Below are 20,686 nucleotides of genomic sequence, written 5' to 3'. Positions count from 1 at the left end.
CGGTCCGCCGATTTCGGGCCGCCCCGGGCTGTCCGCCGGGTGCCCAGGTCGACCGGTTGGCTCAGCTAGCCTTCCCTCCATGGCGCCGACGCCCTGGATCTCCTTCACCACCGACTACGGTCTCGCCGACGGCTTCGTGGCCGCCTGCCATGGGACGCTGGCCCGGCTGGCGCCCACCGCCCGGGTGATTGACGTGACCCACCTGGTCCCGCCCGGCGACGTGCGGCGGGGCGCCGCGGTGCTGGCACAGACCGTGCCGTACCTGCCGGCCGCCGTCCACCTCGCCGTGGTTGACCCCGGCGTGGGCACCGCTCGTCGGGCGGTCGCCCTCGCCGCCGGGGACGGACTGCTGGTCGGCCCGGACAACGGGCTGCTGTGGGAGGCGGCGGCGGCGCTCGGCGGGGTCCGCGCGGCGGTGGAGCTGACGAACCGGAACTGGCTCGGAGCGCAGCTGTCCGCCACCTTCCACGGGCGGGACATCTTCGCGCCGGTAGCGGCCCGGCTGGCGCTCGGTGCGCCGCTCGCCGACGCCGGCCCGGCCATCGAGCCCACCACCCTGGTCCGGCTGCCGGCGCCGCTGGTCCAGCCGGAGGCCGACGGGTTCACCGCCGAGATACTGACCGTGGACCACTTCGGCAACGTGCAGCTCGCGGCGACGGGCGCCCTACTGGAACCGCTACCCCGATCACTTCGGGTCGCGCACCGGCCAACGGGCCCGGACCGCGTCGGTGCGTACGCGGTGCACGCCCGGACGTTCGACGACGCACCGCCGGGAGGGCTGTTGGTGCACGTGGACTCGGCCGGCCTGGTCGCGGTCGCGGTCAACGGTGGGCGGGCCGCCGACCGGCTCGGGGTGGCGCCGGGCGACCAGCTCCGCGTCACCGCCGGTTGACCGGCAGCGCCGAGGCCGCCCGAGCGGGAGGATGGGGAGGTGCCCGAAGGCGACACCATCTGGAACACCGCCCACATACTTCAGCGGGCGCTGGCCGGCGACCGGTTGATCGGCGCTGACCTCCGCGTGCCACAACTCGCCACGACGCACCTCGCCGGCTGGACGGTCCGGGAGTCAACCAGCCGGGGCAAACACCTGCTGCTGCGGCTCGCGGCTGCGCGCACCGACCACGGCGACGGCGAGCGCTGGACGCTGCACTCGCACCTACGGATGGACGGCAGCTGGCGCGCGTATCCGCCCGGAGGGCGCTGGTCCGCCCGCCCGGCACACCTGATCCGGGCGGTGCTGCGCGGCCCCCGGGCGGTGGCCGTCGGCTATCACCTGCACGACCTCGCCCTCGTGCCGACCGCCGCAGAGCACCGCCTCGTCGGCCATCTCGGCCCGGACCTCCTCGGCCCCGACTGGGACCCGGTCGAGGCGGTCCAGCGCCTGACCGCCGGCGCCGAGGTCACCATCGGCACCGCCCTGCTCGACCAACGCAACCTCGCCGGGGTCGGCAACCTCTACAAGTGCGAGGTGCTGTTCCTCCGCGGGGTGTCGCCGTGGACACCGGTGCGCGCCGTACCCGACCTGATCGGCCTGGTCGCCCTGGCGCAGCGGCTGCTCGCCGCCAACCGGGGGCGCTGGACCCAGAGCACCACCGGATCGCGGCACCGGGGACAGACCACCTACGTGTACGGCCGGCGGGCTCAGCCCTGCCGCCGCTGCGGCACCACGATCCGCCGGCAGGAGCAGGGCGAGCGGGTGACCTACTGGTGCCCGACCTGCCAACCCGAACGTCCCGGCTGAGACAGACCGTCGAGGCGGTGGTGGGCGACCACGGTCAGCCCCTCAGGTGCAGCCCAAAGCTGGTACGCCCCCTGGGCTCCAGCCCCTCCTTCAGCCGCAACGAGGGGATCTCGTAGTCGCCGGAGTTCTGCTGTCGGAACGCGATCGGCTCGGTCGATTCCAGGGTGAGCAGGCGCTGCGTCCAGGCTTTGGCGATGTCCGGGTAGTCCTCGTCGGTCAGCCGATCGGCGCCGTACAGCACGAACGGCGGCAGCACCTCCATACCCGGGTAGTAGAGAATGCCGTGCTGGATCGGGAACAGCAGGTCCTCGATGGGGCCGTTGATCCCCCGGTCAGAGTAGTGCGGCTCCGATCCACCGGCGGTCACCGACAGCAAGGCCTTCCTGCCGGCCAGAGTGCCTTCGCCGAAGCGGTCACCGAACCTGGTGTCGCTGTACTCGCCGACGCCGTACGCGAAATGAAGGCTGAACACCCGGTCCACCCAGCCCTTGAGGATCGCGGGCATGGTGAACCACCACAGCGGGAACTGAAAGATGACCGTGTCGGCCCACCGCAGCTTCTCCTGCTCGGCGAGGATGTCCGGGGTGAGTGTCCCGGCGTCGAAGGCTCGGCCCGAGTCCAGGGCGACCCTCAGCCGACCGGTGGCGTCGGGTTCGTAGTCCGTGCGGTCCACGACCGCCTTCCAGTTCATCGCGTACAGGTCGCTGACCCGCACCTCGTGTCCGGCGGTACGCAGGGTGGCGACGGCGAGGTCTTTCAACGAGCCGTTGAGCGACGTCGACTCTGGGTGGGCATAGACGATCAGCGTCTTCATGAGGGCTCCCTTCGGATCGGTGTCTCGATCCTGGGCGCCGGGGCGCTCGACATTCAGGGGTGCCGCTTCCTCGGATGGGACTTCCTGGTAACAGCAGTACCACCCTCGCGGCAGTAGCCCGGCGATACTGGGGGGATGGACAGTCTCGCGGGCTTCCTGCGGACCCGGCGTTCCCGGGTCGACCCGACGGCCGTCGGCATCCCCACCGACCGGCACCGCCGGGTGCAGGGGCTGCGCCGCGAGGAGGTCGCGCACCTGTCCGGAGTCAGCGTCGACTACTACGTACGCCTGGAGCAGGGCCGCGCGACCCAACCCTCCGACCAGGTCCTCAACGCGCTCGCCCGCGTGCTCGGCCTCGACGAGACCGAACGCGAGCACCTCTACCGGCTCGCCCGACAGCGTCGCCACCGCACGAAGACACCGGGCGGGCGGGTCCGGCCCGAACTGCTCCACATCCTCGACCTGATGGCCGACGCGCCCGCGCTGATCATGAACCATCGCCTGGACGTGCTCGCCGGAAACCGCCTCGCCCGGCTCCTCTACGGGCTGCCGATGCCGGGCCTGAACACCGCTCGGCACATCTTCCTCGAGGAGGACGAACGCGGTCTGTACGCGGACTGGGAGGCGTGCACGCTCAACGTGGTCGGACACCTGCGCCTGGCTGCCGGCAAATACCCCGAGGAGCCCCGCCTCACCTCGCTCATCGGCGAACTGGCCATGGGGAGCGAGCGCTTCCGCGGCCTCTGGGCCCGCGCGGACGTACGCGCCCGCACCCACGGACGCCGGACCTACCGGCATCCGCTGGTCGGGCTCCTGGAACTGCACCAGGAGAGCCTCATGCCACCGGACGAATCCGGCGTGGAGCTGCTGGTCCTGTCCGCGGCCCCCGGCAGCCCCAGCGAGGACGGACTACGCCTGCTCGCGGGGCTGGGCACGGACGAGGTGACGGGCAGTCCCAGAAAGGGACGATTGGATACTTCCTAACCCACCCGCACAGGTCGCATGCTGCGGTGGAGCGCTCACGTACCGTTCGTTTCGCGCGTCCACCGCCACGCCGAGGTGGTCGGTGCCGCGCCCGACGCCGGGAGAGCCATGGACCTGTTCCGCAGATTCCGGATCCCCTGGGCCGTGCGACCCGCCACCAACCACACAGACGCCACCGATGACGACGGCCCGCTGGTGCCGGCGACCCGGAACGCGCAGGACGCCGCGAGCCCGCCAGCGGAGGTCCCGAACCCGCCGACGACCCTGGATCCGGCACCACCGACGGCCCCGGACCCGGCGGCACCGACAGCGCTGGACCCGGCGGCACTGCCCCGCTACTTCGGCCCGGTGCCGAACCACTCCCACAGTCCGCTGCCAACCCTGGACGGCAATGGCGACGTGGTGCCCGGCACCGGCATCCGCAAGTTCGTGGACCCGCTGCCCACGCTCGGCTCAGCCCACGACCCCGGCTGCTTGCCGGTGGCCGTACCCGACACGATCACCTACCCGGGCTGCGACTATTACGAAATCGGCCTTCAGGAGTACGCGCAACGGCTGCACCGGGACCTTCCGGCCACCCGGCTACGGGGATACCGGCAGCTGAATCTTGGTACCGATGCGACCGGACACAACACTGTCACCCCACCGAAATGCCCGATCCACCTCGGCCCGGTGATCCTCGCGCGACGCAGCCGGCCGGTACGGGTCAAGTTCATCAACCAGCTTCCCACCGGTCGAGCCGGTGAACTGTTCCTTCCTGTTGACCCGACCATCGACGGCGCCGGCCACGGGCCACTGGGCGGGCCGGCACCATATCCACAGAATCGAGCGGTGCTGCACCTCGCTGGAGCCCAGACCGGTTGGATCAGCGCCGGAAACCCGTGGCACTGGATCACACCTGCCACAGAGATCACCCCGTACCCGACCGGTCCCGGGCTGACCCCCGTACCGGACATGCCGCCGCCCGGCCGGGGTGCCACCACGTTGTACTACCCGAACGCGCAGAGCGGCCGGCTGCTCGCGTTCCACGACAACACCGTCGGACTGGCCCGGCTCACCAGCTACTCGGGACAACTAGGTATCTACCTGATCACCGAGCCGGCCGAGGACGACCTGGTCGCCGACGAGGTGCTGCCCGCCGACCAGATCCCGCTGGTCTTCGAGGACAAGACCTTCGTGCCCGACGACAGCCGGCTGGCCGCCACCGACCCGACCTGGGACCGCGACCGGTGGGGCGCACGGGGCAGCCTCTGGCACCCACACATCTACCAACCCCGGCAGAACCCGTACCGCGACGACGGCATCAACCCGACCGGGCGCTGGGACTACGGGCCGTGGACACGAACCGCCGAAGAGCTCGGGGCGGACAGCGCCGCCAGACCCAACAGCACTGGACCCAGCAGCACTGGACCCAACGGCGTCAGGCCCGACAGCTCAACCGAGCCCCACAACACCGGACCGAGGCCGGTCCCGAACCCACACCACGACCCGGTCGGCGACGACTCGAGTGAGCCGCCGATGGCACCCGGCGTACCCCACCCATCGGCGGTGCCAGCCGCGTACGGCGACACGGTACTGATCAACGGCATCGCGTACCCGTGGCTGATGGTCGAACCGCGCACCTACCGGTTCCGTGTCCTCAACGCGTGCCTGGACCGCAGCCTGAACCTCCAGCTCTACCAGACGCGCTCCGCCGGCCCGATGTGGGACAGCGATGGCGGGCTCGCTGACCCGGGCGCCGGGGAGATTCCGATGGTGGCGGCGATTCCGTCTCCCAGCCGACCCAGCCGGTGGCCGACGGACGGGCGGGAAGGCGGGGTGCCGGATCCGCTCGCCGCCGGCCCCGACCTGGTGCAGATCGGCAACGACGGGGGGCTCCTACCGGCCCCGGTCGTGCTCCCCAACCAGCCGGTGACCTACCGATACGACCGGCGCGACCCCACCGTCCTCAACGTGGACCGGCACACGCTGCTACTCGCCCCCGGGGAGCAGGCCGATGTCCTGGTGGACTTCGCCACCGTCGCCCCCGGCAGCACCGTGCTCCTCTACAACGACGCCCCGGCCCCGCTCCCTGACTTCGACCCGCGCTACGACCACCACACCCACGCCCCGGACCACACCGCGGCGGGCGGGACACCGCCGAGCCGTCCCGGGTTCGGGCCGAACACCCGTACTCTGCTGCAGTTCCGGGTGACCGGCGTCCCGGCGCCCCGCTACGACCTGGCCCGGCTCCAGGAGCGGCTACCGCAGGCGTACGCGGCCAGCCAGCGCCCGCCGATCGTGCCGCAGCCCGCCTACGACACCGCCTTCGGCACCCACACGGCTCGGGAGACCATCGTCCCGGTACATGCCACCACGGTCGCATTCACCCCAGCCGGAGACGTGTGCCCGGTCCTGCTACCGCTCGCCGTGAAGATCATCAAGCAGGTCTTCGAGCCGACGTACGGCCGACTCGCCGGCCGCTTCGGTGTCGGCCCGCCGCCCGGAGGGCCACTCACGCCGACCGTGGTGCCCCTCAGCCCGACCGACCCGGCCACCGAGGTGGTGCCGGTCGTCGAGCCGGCGGTACCGGCCGGCTCAGCCAGCGGCGGCGTGCAGCTGTGGCGGCTACGCGGCGCCGACCGGCAGACCCAGCCGGTCCGCCTCGACGGTGTCGACCTGCAACTGGTCAACCGAGCCGGCTGGGACGGCACGCTCCGCCCACCGGCACCAAATGAGATGGGCTGGAAACAGGTGGTCCGGGTCAACCCACATGAGGATGTGGTGGTCGCGCTGCGCCCGGTCGCACCACCCCTCCCGTTCAAAATCGCGGACAGCGTACGGGCGGCGGAGCCGGGCTGGCCGGACGGTGTCCACCTCGGCGGCGCACCGCGCGACGGCCGGGCTGCGCCGGTGCTCCACCAGCCGGTCAACCTGGGCTGGGAGTACCGCTGGCACAGCCAGCTCGCCGGTTATCGAGACCAGGGCCTGAGTCGACCGCTGGTGCTGCGGGTCGCGCCACCGGCGCCGACCGGACTCTCCGCGACCCCGGGGCCCGGATCGGCCACCGCGCTGCCGGCGATCCTGCTCGCCTGGACCGGCAACGGCAATCGGCCCGCAGCCACCAGTCACCAGCTCCAACGCGCCGTTGACCCGGCGTTCACCGCTGAGCTCGCCACGATCACGGTAGCCGCCAGCGCCACCCACTACACCGACGCGACCGTCACCCCCGGGGTGACCTACTACTACCGCCTCCGGGCGGAGAACGCGGTCAGCTGCTCGGCCTGGTCGAACTGCGCGCCCGCCTCGGTGTGGCTCACCGCCCCCACCCGCCTGGCCGCGGCGGTGCCGCCGGCGGCACCGCTCCGGGTGGGGCTGCACTGGCGCAACCACTCCTTCGCCACCGGCGTTGATGTGCAGCGGGCCACCAACCCGACCTTCACCAGCGGGCCCGGCACCACGGCCATCAGTGTTGGGGACACCCATCTGGACACCGCCGTGGCGCCCGACACCCGCTACTACTATCGGGTGCGCACCACCTACCTGGGCGCGGCCTCACCGTGGTCCACAGTGGCTCAGATAACCACACCACCCCGGCCGGGCGTACCGGGCGCGGTGACGGTCACCACCACCACGTCCGCACCGGACACCGCGACGGTCATCCTCGGCTGGGCGGCGAGCGTGCCCGCCGGGTCCGGCGCCGGATTCACCGTGCAGCGGGCCACGGACCCGGCGTTCACCCACGAGGTAGCCACCTTCACCGTGAACGGACGGGGGTTCACCAACACGGGCCTGACGCGACGCACCACCTACCACTATCGGATCCGCGCGTTCAACGTGGTCGGGATGTCCCCCTTCACCGCCCCGATCGCCGTGACGACGCCGGGTTGAGCGGCCTGGTTCGCGCAGCTGAGAAAGACGTGGTCGCCGGCCCGGTTGGCTCAGGAGGTACGGAAGGTGGGGTCGGTGGCGCGCAGCTCCGCGAGGGCCGACGCCACCCCGTGCAGCAGGTCGGTCGCCTCGGTGAGCCGGTCCACCGCCGGTTCTGGGACATCGGACCGCACATTCTCGGCCACATAGCCAGCGGCGGCGGCCACCAGCCGCTCGTACGCCGCGACGCCGCTGTGTAGCTGGCCGGCGAGGGCCGCCCAGGCCTGCTCAAGCGGGGGCCGGGTCTCGGACGGCGCGAGCCGAATGGCCCGTTCGACCTCCGCGACGCGGAGGGCGAGGTCCCGAAGGGAACGGTCGGCCGCGGTGGCTTCGGCGACCGCGGGTGCCGCCAGCCCGGTCAGCCGGTCCCGCAGGCCGGCGAAGGTAGACCCGGCCCGATCCAGCCGGCCCCACGGCTCGGCGGCGCTGGTGCCGCGCAGCGCGACCCGGGACCGCACCCGGCGGGCCTCCGCGAGGATGCCGGGGCCGGCGGGAAGGCGCTCCACCGCCGCGACCAGCCGGGCCCGCGAATGGGCCGCCGCCTCGGCCGGGTCCAACGCCGGCGGCGCCGGCTGGGCGGCGAGCGCCCGCAGATCGGCCCAGCGCCAGGCGGCGAGCACGATCGCCCCACCCGCACCGGCGGCCCAGGCGGCGTCGGGTAATCCCAGACCGGCGTACGGCGTCAGCACCGCCGCCGCGCCACCGAGCCCACCGGCGATGACGCTCCATCGGCGGGCAGACCGCCGCCGGCGGCTCAGTCGCCGGAAGTACCGCGTCCGTTCGTCTGCCACGTCGCCTCCCCAACCCGCGCCGCTCAGCCGGCGGCGGTGCTGTCCCCGGTGCCGCGTTCGCGGCCCAGGGTGGAGCGAATCTCGTCGAGCCGGGCCGCGGCGGCCGGGTCGGCGACCGGAGCGCCCTGCTGCTCGGGTCGGGTGACGGCCGGCCGCTCGGCGGCGCCGCGTAGCTGTTCCCCGGCCATGCCGGCACGGATCTGGTCGAGTCGGGCGGAACCCGCCGCGTCGAGGGCTGCCTGCTGGATGTCGAGCATCTGTCCCTCGACCGAGTTGCCGGCGAGCTCGGCTCGGCCCATGGCGTTGGCGTAGCGCCGCTCGATGCGCTCGCGCACCTCGTCCAGGGTGGGGGTGGTACCCGGAGCGGTGATCGCGGACATCGACTCCAGTGACGCGGCGACGTTCTCCTGCATCTTGGCCTGCTCGAGCTGGCTGAGCAGCTTCGCCCGCTCGGCAAGCTGCTGCTGGAGAATCATCGAGTTGTTCTCGACCGCCTTACGTGCCTGGGCCGCCGCGCCGAGCGCCTGGTCGTGCAGGGTCTTGAGGTCTTCGGTGGCCTGCTCGGCGGTGACCAGCTGGGTGGCGAGCGCCTGAGCGGACTGCTCGTAGCGGGTGGCTTCGGTGACGCTGCCCCGAGCGCGGGCCTGGTCGGCCAGGACCAGGGCCTGGCGGGCGTTGCCCTGCAGCCGCTCGACCTCGGACATCTGCCGGGACAGCTTCATCTCCAGCTGCCGCTGGTTGCCGATCACCGCGGCGGCCTGCTGGACGAGCAGCTGGTGCTGCCGCTGAGATTCCTCGATCGCCTGCTGGACCTGCACCTTCGGATCGGCACGCTCGTCGAGTTTGGTGCCGAAGAGCGCCATCAGATATTTCCAACCCTTGACGAACGGGTTCGCCATCTCCGCGGTATCCCCTCACTAGCAACGCGGCCGGCCGCGACCTGGCCGGCCGCGACGGCAGTGGCTCTATCGTCGCAGGCGGATGCCAGTTTGGGCAGCCGCCAGCAATGCGGCGGGGCCACGACAACCCTACGCGCGCTCAGGCGGCGCAGACCACGTCCCGGTCTGTTTTGCGAACCCGGGTGTGCAGGGTCGCCTTGAGCGGCGAATCCTGGCGGACCTGCACCGACACCGTGCCGTCCGAGGAGGAGACCTGGCGGACCGCCCGGCCGGCGGTCTTGCCGGGGCTGGCGGCCGGGACCGGGGCGGGCTGCTGCCCGGTCGGCTCATCCTGGACCGGCACCAGCACCCCCGGCATCTGCTCGGCGAGGGCCACCGTGTCGCTCACCTCGCGCAACAGCTCGGAGAGGCGGGCACCAAGCGCATCACAGATGGCGGCCAGCAGCTCGCTCGACGGCTCCTTGTGCCCGCGCTCGATCTCGGATAGGTAGCCGAGACTGACATTGGCGGCAGAGGAAACCTCGCGCAGGGTGCGGTGCTGCCCCTGCCGGCGTGTCCGTAGCGCGTCACCGATCAGCCGGCGCAGCAGGACCATCGCACCTCCCCTGGAGGAACACTCCGTGCCTCGGCGACCCGGGGATTCCGGGCCCCGACCACCGGAACCTTCCCGCAACCGTACCCGGTGCCGGCCTGACCGACATACCGCCCCACTTGCCGAATCGGGCTGCGAGCGGGCGAGCCTGCCGAACGGCAACGCTATCGACAAAGAGTGCCGACCGTATCACGTTCGGTGTCGCTACGCACCGCCGCCGGCAGCACCGGGCACCTCGGCCACCTGCTCGGCCAGCAGTCGAAGCGCCTGCACCACGGTGGCGGACCGGATGAGATCACGGCCCCCGCCCAACTCCAGCCGCCGGACCACGCTGCCGCTCGGACCGGCCACCGCCACGTAGACCAGGCCGACCGGTTTGCCGCCCTGCGGCTCCGGTCCGGCCACCCCGGTGGTCGCCACGCCCCAGTCGGCGGCGCACCGCCGCTGGCCCCCCAACGCGAGCGCCATGGCCACGTCCGGGTCAACCGGCCCGCGCCCGGCGAGCAGCTCCGCCGACACTCCGGCCAGCTGAGCCTTCAACTCGGTCGCGTAGACCACCAGCCCGCCGCGGAAGACGCTGCTCACCCCGGGGACCTCCACGATCGTGGCGGCGAGCAGGCCACCGGTCAGCGATTCGACGGTGGCGAGCGTCTCCCGCCGCTTGACCAGGTCATGCACGACGCTGGCGGCCGGGCCCTCGACGGGCCGTTCGCCGTCCGCTCCCAGCCCCATCGTGGCTCCCCCTTCGCCGGGCCCGGTCAGCCCTCGTTCCGCCGCCGCAGGCGCAGCGCCCGCACCACGTAGTCGAGGCCACTGACCACGGTAACCGCCACCGCGGCACCCATGACCCATGGTCCGACCAGGTCCAGCGGCGCCGGCATGGGCCAGAGGTACCAGACGATCGCGAGGGTCTGCAGGGCCGTCTTGATCTTCCCGCCCCGGCTGGCGGCGATGACGCCGTGCCGGATCACCCAGAACCGCAGTGCGGTGATGCCCAGTTCCCGAAAGAGGATCGTTCCGGTTACCCACCACGAAAGCTGGTCGTAGCCGGAGAGCAGCAGTAGCGCGACACCGGTGAGCGCCTTGTCCGCGATCGGATCGGCCACCTTTCCCACCGAGGTGACCAGCCCGAACCGGCGAGCGATCCACCCGTCCACCAGGTCCGTGAAGGAAGCCCCGACAAAAATCAGACAGGCCACGATCCGCCAGCCGACATGAGTCATCTCGGAGACGACCACCGAGACGGCGAAGACCGGCACCAACACCAGCCGCAGCAACGTCAGCGCATTCGCGGCGTTGAGCACCGGCACCCGGGGAGCCGCCGGGGCCGGCTCTGCCGCTCCGATCATCGCCGCGTCCCGCCGCCGACCCGGCCCCGCACCAGGTGCGCCGGCCGGGTCCCCTGCACCCACCGTCACCGTGCCACGCCAGGAGCCGCCGAGATCATCGCCTCCGGTACGGCGAGCAAGTCCACACCCTCCGTAGCGGTGACCGTGCACTGCACCAGGTCACCGGGGCGCAGGGCAGTGAGGTCCACCCCGCCCTCGGGGGGTGCGACCAGGGTCGTCGAGCCGTCCACCTCGGGAGCCTGGTGCGCGGCCCGGCCCTCCACCACACCGTCGTCAACCGAGTCGACCAGGACCTGCACCGTCGAGCCGAGCCGCTGCTCGGCCCGCTGCGCGCAGAGCTCGTCGGCGAGCGCGCTGAGCCGGTCGTAGCGGCGCCTGACGGTGGCGGCGGTGACCTTACCGGGCAGACCGGCGGCCTCGGTGCCGTCCTCGTCGCTGTAGTCGAACACCCCGATCGCGTCCAGCCGCGCCTCCTCCAGGAAGCGGACCAGCTCAGCGACGTCGGCCCGGGTCTCGCCGGGGAACCCGACGATGAAGTTGCTCCGCGCGCCGGCCTCCGGGGCGAACGCCCGGATGGTGCTCAGCAGCTCCAGGAACCGGTCGGTGGAGCCGAACCGGCGCATCCGCCGCAACACCGGCTCGCTGGAGTGCTGGAACGACAGGTCGAAGTACGGGGCGACGCCCGGCGTGGTGGCGATCGCCTCGACCAGTCCGGGCCGGGTCTCGGCCGGCTGGAGGTAGCTCGCGCGCACCCGCACGATGCCGTCCACCGCGGCGAGCTGGGGCAGCAGCTTCTCCAGTGCCCGCGGGTCGCCCAGGTCCTTGCCGTAGGAGCTGGAATTCTCACTGACCAGGACCAACTCCCGCACCCCGGTGCTGGCCAGCCACTCCGCCTCGGCGAGCAGCGCCTCCGGCGGGCGGGAGACGAACGCACCGCGGAAGGCGGGGATGGCGCAGAAGGCGCACCGTCGGTCGCAGCCGCTGGCCAGCTTGAGTGACGCGACCGGTCCGGTGTCGAGCCGACGCCGCAGCACCGGACGCAGATGCGCCGGAGTGTGCTCGTCGACCTCGATCGGAGCGGACCGCACACCGGGCTGCGCCACGGCGGCCGGGGTGCCGTGGCCCGGCACCGACACCGCCGCCTCCGCCCGCCGTACCGGGGTGAGCGGTAGGAGTTCCCGCCGGTCCCGTGGGGTGTGCGCGGCAACCGCGGTTCCGGCGAGCACCGCTCCGAGTCGATCGGAGATGTCCGGGTAGTCGTCGAAGCTCAACACCGCCTGCGCCTCGGGCAGGCTCTCCGCGAGCTCCCGCCCGTACCGCTCGGCCATGCACCCGGCCGCCACCACCTTCGCGCCGGTTTCGGCGGCGGCCAGTAGCGTCTGGATCGAATCCTGCTTGGCCTTCTCGACGAACCCGCACGTGTTCACGACCACCACGTCGGCGCCCTCACCGTCGGTGGTCACCTGCCAGCCGTCGGAGTGCAGCCGGGCAGCCAGCTCCTCGGAGTCGACCTCGTTGCGGGCGCAGCCCAGGGTCAGCAGGGCGACACGGCGGCCGTCGGCGGGTGCGGGAGGGATGGCAGACACCATCCGAGGGTACCGGGCGCGGGTTGACCTCCCGGCAACCGCCAGCGGCCGGCCTCGGCCGGGCTCCCGTCCGCGTCAGCCCAAAGCCGCACCAGGGGGTCAGCCAGCCCGCACGGCCGCACCGGTTGGTCCGGCCCTCGCGGCGACCCGAACCACGCGATCGAGCAGGAAGCTCTCGGCACCGCCCAGGCCGGTGGAGCAGAAGGCGGAGATTTGGTCCGCACCGGTCCGGCCGGGCACCGCCGCCGCCAGGACCGCGCCCAGATCCCGCAGCCGTCCGACGTACGGGGGGAGGGCGGCGAGCATCGGTGGGTCGTACCCGGCGGCCTGGGCCAGCGAGTCGGTGACCAGCACCTCGGCCCGGTCCAGCAGATCCGGGCCGAACTCGTGCCGGTCGACCTGTTTGAAGCCGACCGCGTTCACGTGGGCGCCGGGCGCGAGGTCCGCGGCGTCCACCACCGGGATGGTGCTGGAAGTGGCGATCACCACGATGTCCAAGCCGGCGACGGCCGCCGCCACGGAGTCGACTGCCCGCGCCGGTACGCCAAGTTCGACGCCGACCCGGTTGGCGAAGGCCGTACGCCGTGCTGCCGAGCGGCTGTGCACGCGCACCTCCCGCAGCGGCCGTACCGCCGCGGCGGCCCAGACCTGCGCCCACGCCTGCCGGCCCGAGCCGACCACCCCGAGCGTGGTCGCCTCCGGGCGGGCCAGCGCGTCGATGGCGACCCCGCCCAACCCACCGCTTCGCCGGGAGCTGAGCTCCGTCCCGACCGCGACCGCCCGGACCCCGCCGGTGTGGGCGTCGTGTAGCACCACCACCGGTTCGCTTCCCGGCAACCCGAAGGTGTCGTAGGAACAGGCGCCGTACCACTGACCGACCAGTTGCCCGGCGGCCAGCGCCATCCGGCCTCCGTCCAGCGACGCGGTGGCTCGGGGCGGGGCGACCAGCCGACCCTCGTGGGCGGCGTGCAGCGCGTCGCGCATGGCGGCGATGGTCGTCGGGGCATCGAGCGCGGCAGCGACCTCTGAGTCGCCGAGTAGCAGCGGCATGGACCGATACTGCAAGATAAAGTCAGGTTCAGCTCCAGCCGCAGTGGCGAAGATCACCTTCACCGCGCTGCTCCGCCCCGGCAGCTGCTACCGTCCGGCAATGGCCTGGATCGTGCTGGTGATCTCCGGACTCCTCGAAACCGCGTGGGCCATCGCCCTCGACCGCAGCGCCGGCTTCAGCCGGCTCGTCCCCACGATTGTCTTCGCCATCACGGCCGCCCTGAGCATGATCGGCCTCGCCTACGCGCTCCGCGAGATCCCGGTCGGCACCGGCTACGCGGTCTGGGTCGGCATCGGCGCGGTCGGCACCGCCGTGGTGGGGATGGTGGCGCTGCACGAGTCGGCCAGCCTGCCGCGGATCCTCTGCCTCCTGCTGGTGATCGCCGGCGTGGTGGGCCTGAAGATCTACCACTGACGGTCGAACCGGGACCGGACGACCTCGTCCGGACCGCGCGGGCACAAGGGACTGCCCCGCCCGGCTCCGGGGCCAGACCGACCCCGCCGGCACCACCGCGGTCGCGGTCAGTCCTGCCCGCCGCGGAGGCCGACCAGCACCTCCGTCAACTCGTCCGGCTTCACCAGCACATCCCGGGCCTTGGAACCCTCGGACGGGCCGACCACGCCGCGGGTCTCCATCAGATCCATCAACCGACCCGCCTTCGCGAAACCGACCCGCAGCTTGCGCTGCAGCATCGAGGTGGAGCCGAACTGCGAGGTCACCACCAGCTCAACCGCCTGCACCAGCAGGTCGAGGTCGTCGCCGATATCCTCGTCGATCTTCTTCTTGCTCTCCTGGGCCACGGTGAGCACATCCGCACGGAACTCCGGCTCCCGCTGCTCCTTGCAGAACCGGACCACATCGGCGATCTCCCGCTCGGTCACCCATGCGCCCTGGATTCGGACCGGCTTGGCGGCACCCATCGGCAGGAAGAGACCATCGCCGCGACCGAGCAGCTTCTCCGCCCCCGGCTGATCCAGGATGACCCGCGAATCCGCCAGCGACGAGGTCGCGAAGGCGAGCCGGGACGGCACATTGGCCTTGATCAGACCGGTCACCACGTCCACCGACGGACGTTGCGTGGCGAGCACCAGGTGAATGCCGGCGGCCCGGGCGAGCTGGGTGATCCGGACGATGGAGTCCTCCACGTCCCGCGGGGCGACCATCATCAGGTCGGCCAGCTCGTCCACGATCACCAACAGGTAGGGGTACGGCCGCAGTTCCCGCTCGCTGCCCGGCGGGGCCGTGATCTCACCATTGCGAACCTTGCGGTTGAAGTCGTCGATGTGCCGAACCCCGTTGGCGGCCAGGTCGTCGTAGCGCATATCCATCTCGCGCACGACCCACTCCAACGAGTCAGCCGCCTTCTTGGCGTTCGTCACGATCGGCGTGACCAGGTGCGGGATCCCCTCGTAGCCGGTCATCTCGACCCGCTTCGGGTCGATCAACAGCAGCCGCACCTCGTCCGGGGTGGCCCGGGTCAGGAGCGAGACCAGCAGTGAGTTCAGGCAGCTCGACTTCCCCGCGCCGGTGGCACCCGCGATGAGGATGTGCGGCGTCTTTGCGAGGTTGGCCACCACGTAGCCACCCTCGATGTCCTTACCGAGCGCGACCAGCATCGGGTGATGGTCGCTGGTGGCCGCCCGGGAGCGCAGCACGTCGCCGAGGGCGACATTCTCCGGATCGGTGTTCGGAATCTCCACGCCGATCGCGCTCTTGCCCGGGATCGGGCTGAGGATGCGCACGTCCGGCGACTTGACCGCGTACGCGATGTTGCGGGAGAGCTGGGTGATCCGCTCCACCTTGACCCCGTGGCCCAGCTCGACCTCGTACCGGGTCACCGTCGGCCCCCGGGTGAAGCCGGTAACCGCGGCGTCCACGTCGAACTGCTCGAACACCCCGGTCAACGCGGCGATCACCTCGTCATTGGCCCGGCTGCGCTTCTTGGGGGCGGCACCACTGCCCAGCAGCGTCGCCGGGGGCAGCGCGTAGTCGCCCGCCAGCCCGGTCAACGCGAGCTGCTCGGCCCGGGTGGGCAGCGGCGAGTGCTCCGGTGGCTCCGCCGGCTTCCGACTGGCCGGCACCTTCGCCGACGACTTGCGGGGCAGCACGAGCGTCTCCTGCAGATCCGCGCCCGCCAGGTCGTCGGCGAAGTCCGCCGGGTCCGGCGGTGGTGGCGGCGTCCGCTTTGCCGCACGCTTGCGCACCGGCTTGCCGGCCTCCGCCACGGCCTCCTCGGTGGCCTCCGCGCCGGCCGGGGTGCCGACCACCGTGCCGGCCAACAGACCGAGCCGCTCCGGAACCTTGTTGATCGGGGTCGCGGTAACCACCAGCAGCCCGAAGACCAGGAGCAGCAGCAACAGCGGCACGGCCACCCAGGCCGTCACCGCCCGCTCCAACAGGCTCCCCACCCCCGCACCGATCAGCCCGCCCGCGAAGTCCCGCTGCGCCGGCGAGGTCGGCTCCTGCCCGATGTGCAGCAGCGCGGCCGTGGCGACCAGCATGGACCCCCAGCCGACCGGGCCCCGCCCCCGGTTCTCCGGAGCGGTCGGCTCCCGCATCAGTCGCCAGGCACCGATCGTCAGCAGCACCGGCACCACGACGGCGATCGCACCGAGAAACAGCCGTACGGTGTCGGCGAGCCGCTCCCCGACCGGTCCGGCCTTTTCGAACCAGATGCTGGCCGCGCTGAGCAGCGCGATGCCGAGCACCAGCAGCCCGGCGCCGTCGCGCCGGTGCTCGGGGTCGAGGCCACGGGCCGCGGCGGCCTGCCGGCCGGCGGCGCGAACCGACCAGCCCACCCCGTGCGCGAGGCCCATCCACAGTGCCCCGAGCGCCCGACCCACGGAGCCGGCCGGGCTGGTGCGGGCCGGCGGACGACGCTTGGCGGCAGCGCGGGGCTTCTTCGCCGGCTGCCGGGCACGGTTGTTCGTGTTGCCTCGTGGCGACGCGCCGCGCCGCCGACTCGCCTGAGAGGTACGGCCCGCCATAGCATCAACCTAGCGGCGGTACCCGGCGGATCGCCGCTATTCCAGGTCGTGTCCGCGCGTCGGCACGCGAATCCGCCGCCGGTCGTGATATTCGCCTCAGAAGGGATGCCGTATGGCGTCGCCGACCGGGGATATTCCGGACCGCCTCCTGGGCGGCTACCCGGGCGCCCTGAGCCCACTCACCGACGAGCTGATCGCCACCGTACTCACCCAGCGGGGGTACCCGGTGGAGACCGACCCGGCCGGGGAGCTGGTCGGCCGGTGGGCCGACAACCTCATCTGGTTCCTGCGGCCCGGGACCGCCGGCGAGCTGCTCCAGGTACGCACCGTCGCGGCACCCACGTTCGCGATCGAGTACGTCCCCGCGCTACACGCCTTCTGCAACGCCTGGAACCACGACCGGCTCTGGCCCAAGGCGTTCGTGCACGTCGAAGATGACGGCCGGGCACGGATCTGTGGGGAGGTCATCACCGACCTCGAACGCGGCGTGACCCCGCACCAACTCGACCGGCTCCTCGACCGCGGCATCACCGCCGGTTGCCAGCTCGCCGCCGAGGTGGCCGGGCTACCCGGCGGGGTGCGGTCGTGATCGGGCAGCCCGGTGGCCGCGGGCTGGAAGAGTTCGGCTGGCCGGGGTGGCCACCACGCCGCCAACGACCTGGGCGCGACGGCCGTCCCCTCGCCGAGGAGCTGGCCGACGCCCGGGACTCCCCCGACGGGGATACCCGCAGCGCCGAGTTGGAACGGATCGCCGCGCGGGCCGATGCCGCCGGCGACGACCAGTCGGCGTTGGACGCCCGGCTCGCGCTGATCGAGACCTACCTGCTCGACGAAGGGCGGTGGCGCCTGGTCGAGCCGGTCCGCCGCTGCCTCGCCGCCGTGGACCGGCGGCCCGACCTGCTGCCGCCCGACGGTCACGAAACCCTGGCCCGCTACCGGCGGTACGCGGTCGAAGCCCTGCTCGGCAGCCCGCGTGGTGGCCTGGACCAGGCCCGGGCGCTCCTAGACGACCTCGGCACCGCCGACACCGCGACCGCCGCCGAACTCTACTGCCGGATCGCGGACCACCTCGGCGACGAGCCAACCGCCCGGTCCTGGTACGACCGCTGGGTAGCGGCGCCCGCCACCCCCGCCGACGGCTGCCTCAGCTGCGCCGCCGTCCGCCGGGCGGAGCTGCTCGCCGGGTGGGAGGAGTGGTCCGCCGCGCTGGACGTCCTGGCCGGCGTGAACCCGGACGACTGCACCGGAGCACCCGAGCGGGGGCTCGCCGCCGGGATGCTCCCGTGGCTCCGGGTTGGCGCGACCGAGTCGGCCGCGGCGGCGCACGTGCACGCGTACCAGCGGCACCGACGCGAACGGGCCGGCTTCGCGTACCTCGCGGCGCACCTGCGCTTCTGCGCGCTCAGCGGGAACCCGGTCCGCGGGCTGGCCCTCCTCACCGAGCAGTTGTCCCGGCTGGACCGGGCTCCCGACGAGCTCTCCGCGATGGAGTTCGCCGCCGCCGGGGCGCTGGTGTGCGGGGTGGCGGTCGCCGCTGAACTCGGCGAGCAGCGGGTACACCGCCCCGGGTACGGGCAACGGCCCGCGGCCGACCTCGACCTCGCCGCCCTCGGGGCCGAGCTGACCGACCTGGCCACCGGGATCGCCGGCAGCTTCGACGCGCGCAACGGCACCGGGCACCAGTCCGGGCGGGTCGCCTCCTGGCTGGACGAGCGGGGCGCGGGCGAACGAGCCCTGGCCAACCCGGTGGCGCTGCCCTTCGAGGGCCCCGACGCGGACGAACCCGACCGCGAGGCGGACGACCAACCGGGCGACCAGCCCGCCCCGCTCAGCCTGGCAGCGATCACCAGCGCCCTGGACCGCCGCGGCGACCAGTACATCCTGGACGCCACGGACACCGTCGTGGGGCGCTGGGGCGAGGCGCTGATCCAGGTACGGCGGGCCGGCGAGCGCGGCGAGGTCCTGCACGTACGCGCCGTGGCCAGCCGCCGGCTGCCGGCCGACCGACGCGCCGAGGCGTACGCGTTCTGCAACGCCTGGAACCAGGACCGGCTCCTACCGACGGCGTATGTGCACGACTCCGGCGCCGAGCTGGTGCTGGCCGGTGATGTCAGCACCGACCTGTCCCACGGCGTCGCGCCCACCCAGCTGGACGTGCTGCTGGCCGCCGCGGTACGCACCGGTTCGGCGTACGCCGACGCGGTCGCGGAGCTGCCCTGACCCGGGCCAGCTCCCCGACCTTGCCGCGCCTCGGCTCAGACCTCCACCACGTTCGGCACGATCATGGGCCGACGGCGGTAGGCGTCGTTGACCCACCGCCCCACCGTGCGCCGCACGATCTGCTGCAACTGGTGCGGGTCGGTGATGCCATCGGAGGCCGCGCGATTGAGCGCCTCGGTGATCAACGGCACCACCGGGCTGAACGCCTCCGGGTCCTCGGAGAACCCCTTGGCGGAGACCGTCGGCCCACCGACCACCTTCCCGGTGACGGAGTCGACCACCACGGTGGCCGCGATGAAGCCGCCGTCGCCGAGGATCCGCCGCTCGGTGAGCAGCGACTCCGACACATCCCCGACGGCGAGACCGTCGACGTAGACGTACCGGCTCTTGACCTTCCCGACCAGGTTGGCCCGCCCCTCGACCAGGTCGACCACGTCGCCGTCCTCACAGAGCACCACCCGGTCGGCGGCGACCCCGGATTCGATGCCCAGCCGGGCGTGGGCGCGTAGGTGCCGCCACTCCCCGTGGACCGGCATCAGGTTGCTCGGCCGAACCATGTTGAGCAGGTAGAGCAGCTCGCCAGCGGGAGCGTGCCCGGAGACGTGCACCTTGGCCACGTCCTTGTGCACGACGACGGCACCCGCCCGGGCCAACCGGTTGATCACCCGGTAGACGGAGGTCTCGTTGCCGGGCACCAGCGAGGAGGCCAGCACCACGGTGTCGCCGGGGGCGATCGTGATGTGCCGGTGATCACCGCTGGCCATCCGCCCCAGCGCGCTCATCGGCTCACCCTGGCTACCCGTTGACATCAGCACGATCTGGTCGGGCGGCATGCTGGTGGCCTCGTCGAGCCCGACAACCAGACCGGGTGGGATGTTCAGCAGACCGAGGTCGCGGGCGATGCCCATGTTGCGCACCATCGACCGGCCGATCAGGGCCACCTTGCGGCCATGCTCCACCGCGGAGTCGAAGACCTGCTGGACCCGGTGCACATGCGAGGCGAACGACGCGACGATAATCCGGCCCCGAGCCTTGGCGAAGATCGAGTCGAGCACCGGGCCGATCTCCCGCTCCGGCGTGACGAAGCCGGGAATCTCGGCGTTGGTGGAGTCGGACAGGAGCAGGTCCACCCCCTCGGCGCCGAGCCGCGCGAAGCCGGCCAGGTCGGTGATCCGGCCATCCAGCGGGAGCTGGTCCATCTTGAAGTCACCGGTGTGCAGCACCAGGCCGGCCGGAGTACGGATAGCCACGGCGAGCGCATCCGGGATCGAGTGGTTGACCGCGAAGAACTCACACTCGAAGGGGCCGAGCTGCTCCCGGCCGCCCTCCCGCACCGTCAGCGTGTACGGCTGGATCCGCCGCTCGGCGAGCTTCGCCTCGACCAGGGCGAGGGTGAACTCCGAACCGACCAGCGGGATGTCCGGCTTGTGGGCGAGCAGGTACGGCACCGCGCCGATGTGGTCCTCGTGGCCGTGCGTGAGCACGATCGCCTGCACATCGTCGAGGCGGTCCAGGATCGGGGCGAAGTCGGGCAGGATCAGGTCCACGCCCGGCTGCTCCACGTCCGGGAAGAGCACGCCGCAGTCGACGACCAGCAGCTTCCCGTCGTACTCGAAGACGGTCATGTTCCGACCGATGGCGCCGAGCCCGCCCAGCGGAATAATCCGCAGCCCGCCCTCGGGCAGCGGCGGTGGCAGTTCTGTCTCGATTCGCGCCTCGGTCACGCGTTCACCTCATTCTGCGACGCCGTCACCCGGCGTCCG

The 20,686-nt window shown here is 72.2% G+C and carries 17 protein-coding genes; 7 read left to right on the top strand and 10 right to left on the bottom strand.

Going from position 1 to position 20,686, the window contains the following annotated elements:
* Positions 1 to 79 precede the first annotated feature (79 nt).
* Both AC1UKG_RS18505 and AC1UKG_RS18500 read left to right on the top strand, forming a co-directional pair.
* Positions 80 to 892, top strand: coding sequence for an S-adenosyl-L-methionine hydrolase (locus AC1UKG_RS18505; RefSeq protein ID WP_475890399.1), 813 nt, complete (start codon positions 80 to 82; stop codon positions 890 to 892).
* 39 nt (positions 893 to 931) lie between these two features.
* Positions 932 to 1,741, top strand: coding sequence for a zinc finger domain-containing protein (locus AC1UKG_RS18500; protein ID WP_482641727.1), 810 nt, complete (start codon positions 932 to 934; stop codon positions 1,739 to 1,741).
* Between the two features lie 34 nt (positions 1,742 to 1,775).
* Here the strand turns inward: AC1UKG_RS18500 and AC1UKG_RS18495 are convergent, their stop codons facing one another.
* The gene (locus tag AC1UKG_RS18495) at positions 1,776 to 2,555 is read right to left on the bottom strand and encodes an NAD(P)H-dependent oxidoreductase (RefSeq protein ID WP_018744532.1); all 780 of its coding nucleotides are present in this window, start codon (positions 2,553 to 2,555) and stop codon (positions 1,776 to 1,778) included.
* Between the two features lie 135 nt (positions 2,556 to 2,690).
* Between AC1UKG_RS18495 and AC1UKG_RS18490 the strand changes: the two genes are divergently transcribed.
* Together AC1UKG_RS18490 and AC1UKG_RS18485 are read left to right on the top strand one after the other, a co-directional pair.
* A complete protein-coding gene (locus AC1UKG_RS18490) occupies positions 2,691 to 3,539 on the top strand; it encodes an MmyB family transcriptional regulator (RefSeq protein ID WP_018744531.1) in 849 nt (282 codons plus the stop codon).
* Positions 3,540 to 3,647: 108 nt separating this feature from the next.
* Complete coding sequence (locus AC1UKG_RS18485) at positions 3,648 to 7,409, top strand: hypothetical protein (RefSeq protein ID WP_482643213.1); 3,762 nt, start codon at positions 3,648 to 3,650, stop codon at positions 7,407 to 7,409.
* 50 nt (positions 7,410 to 7,459) lie between these two features.
* Here the strand turns inward: AC1UKG_RS18485 and pspM are convergent, their stop codons facing one another.
* The 7 genes from pspM to AC1UKG_RS18450 all read right to left on the bottom strand — a co-directional run bounded on the left by pspM (position 7,460) and on the right by AC1UKG_RS18450 (position 13,715).
* Positions 7,460 to 8,239: a phage shock envelope stress response protein PspM gene (gene pspM / locus AC1UKG_RS18480; RefSeq protein WP_018732533.1), complete on the bottom strand. Its 780-nt coding sequence runs from the start codon at positions 8,237 to 8,239 to the stop codon at positions 7,460 to 7,462.
* A gap of 23 nt (positions 8,240 to 8,262) precedes the next feature.
* A complete protein-coding gene (locus AC1UKG_RS18475; protein WP_018744529.1) occupies positions 8,263 to 9,138 on the bottom strand; it encodes a PspA/IM30 family protein in 876 nt (291 codons plus the stop codon).
* Between the two features lie 139 nt (positions 9,139 to 9,277).
* On the bottom strand, positions 9,278 to 9,733 hold the full coding sequence (locus tag AC1UKG_RS18470) for a helix-turn-helix domain-containing protein (RefSeq protein WP_018744528.1): 456 nt from the start codon (positions 9,731 to 9,733) through the stop codon (positions 9,278 to 9,280).
* Positions 9,734 to 9,934: 201 nt separating this feature from the next.
* Positions 9,935 to 10,462 carry a CinA family protein gene (locus tag AC1UKG_RS18465; protein ID WP_029124861.1) on the bottom strand — a complete coding sequence of 176 codons (528 nt, stop codon included), beginning with the start codon at positions 10,460 to 10,462 and terminating at the stop codon, positions 9,935 to 9,937.
* Between the two features lie 26 nt (positions 10,463 to 10,488).
* The gene (gene pgsA, locus AC1UKG_RS18460; RefSeq protein ID WP_018744526.1) at positions 10,489 to 11,079 is read right to left on the bottom strand and encodes a CDP-diacylglycerol--glycerol-3-phosphate 3-phosphatidyltransferase; all 591 of its coding nucleotides are present in this window, start codon (positions 11,077 to 11,079) and stop codon (positions 10,489 to 10,491) included.
* A gap of 65 nt (positions 11,080 to 11,144) precedes the next feature.
* On the bottom strand, positions 11,145 to 12,668 hold the full coding sequence (gene rimO, locus AC1UKG_RS18455) for a 30S ribosomal protein S12 methylthiotransferase RimO (protein ID WP_482642104.1): 1,524 nt from the start codon (positions 12,666 to 12,668) through the stop codon (positions 11,145 to 11,147).
* Positions 12,669 to 12,764: 96 nt separating this feature from the next.
* Positions 12,765 to 13,715: an ornithine cyclodeaminase family protein gene (locus AC1UKG_RS18450; RefSeq protein ID WP_018815127.1), complete on the bottom strand. Its 951-nt coding sequence runs from the start codon at positions 13,713 to 13,715 to the stop codon at positions 12,765 to 12,767.
* 100 nt (positions 13,716 to 13,815) lie between these two features.
* Here AC1UKG_RS18450 and AC1UKG_RS18445 point away from each other — a divergent pair, with 100 nt between their 5' ends.
* Complete coding sequence (locus AC1UKG_RS18445; protein ID WP_018732526.1) at positions 13,816 to 14,130, top strand: DMT family transporter; 315 nt, start codon at positions 13,816 to 13,818, stop codon at positions 14,128 to 14,130.
* Positions 14,131 to 14,237: 107 nt separating this feature from the next.
* On the opposite strand, the gene AC1UKG_RS18440 is transcribed toward AC1UKG_RS18445, so the two are convergent.
* Positions 14,238 to 16,703, bottom strand: coding sequence for an FtsK/SpoIIIE family DNA translocase (locus AC1UKG_RS18440; RefSeq protein WP_018744522.1), 2,466 nt, complete (start codon positions 16,701 to 16,703; stop codon positions 14,238 to 14,240).
* Between the two features lie 112 nt (positions 16,704 to 16,815).
* Between AC1UKG_RS18440 and AC1UKG_RS18435 the strand changes: the two genes are divergently transcribed.
* Positions 16,816 to 17,292: a type III secretion system chaperone family protein gene (locus AC1UKG_RS18435; protein ID WP_018744521.1), complete on the top strand. Its 477-nt coding sequence runs from the start codon at positions 16,816 to 16,818 to the stop codon at positions 17,290 to 17,292.
* The gene (locus AC1UKG_RS18430; protein WP_018744520.1) at positions 17,289 to 18,923 is read left to right on the top strand and encodes a type III secretion system chaperone family protein; all 1,635 of its coding nucleotides are present in this window, start codon (positions 17,289 to 17,291) and stop codon (positions 18,921 to 18,923) included. The genes AC1UKG_RS18435 and AC1UKG_RS18430 overlap by 4 nt, the downstream gene beginning before the upstream one ends.
* Before the next feature lie 35 nt (positions 18,924 to 18,958).
* On the opposite strand, the gene AC1UKG_RS18425 is transcribed toward AC1UKG_RS18430, so the two are convergent.
* Positions 18,959 to 20,647 (bottom strand): ribonuclease J, encoded by a 1,689-nt coding sequence (locus tag AC1UKG_RS18425; RefSeq protein WP_018744519.1) that lies wholly within the window; start codon positions 20,645 to 20,647, stop codon positions 18,959 to 18,961.
* Between the last annotated feature and the right edge of the window lie 39 nt (positions 20,648 to 20,686).

It is taken from the genome of Salinispora sp. CH2A1_6, from assembly GCF_056820975.1.
This window is presented reverse-complemented; position numbering and strand designations above follow the sequence as displayed.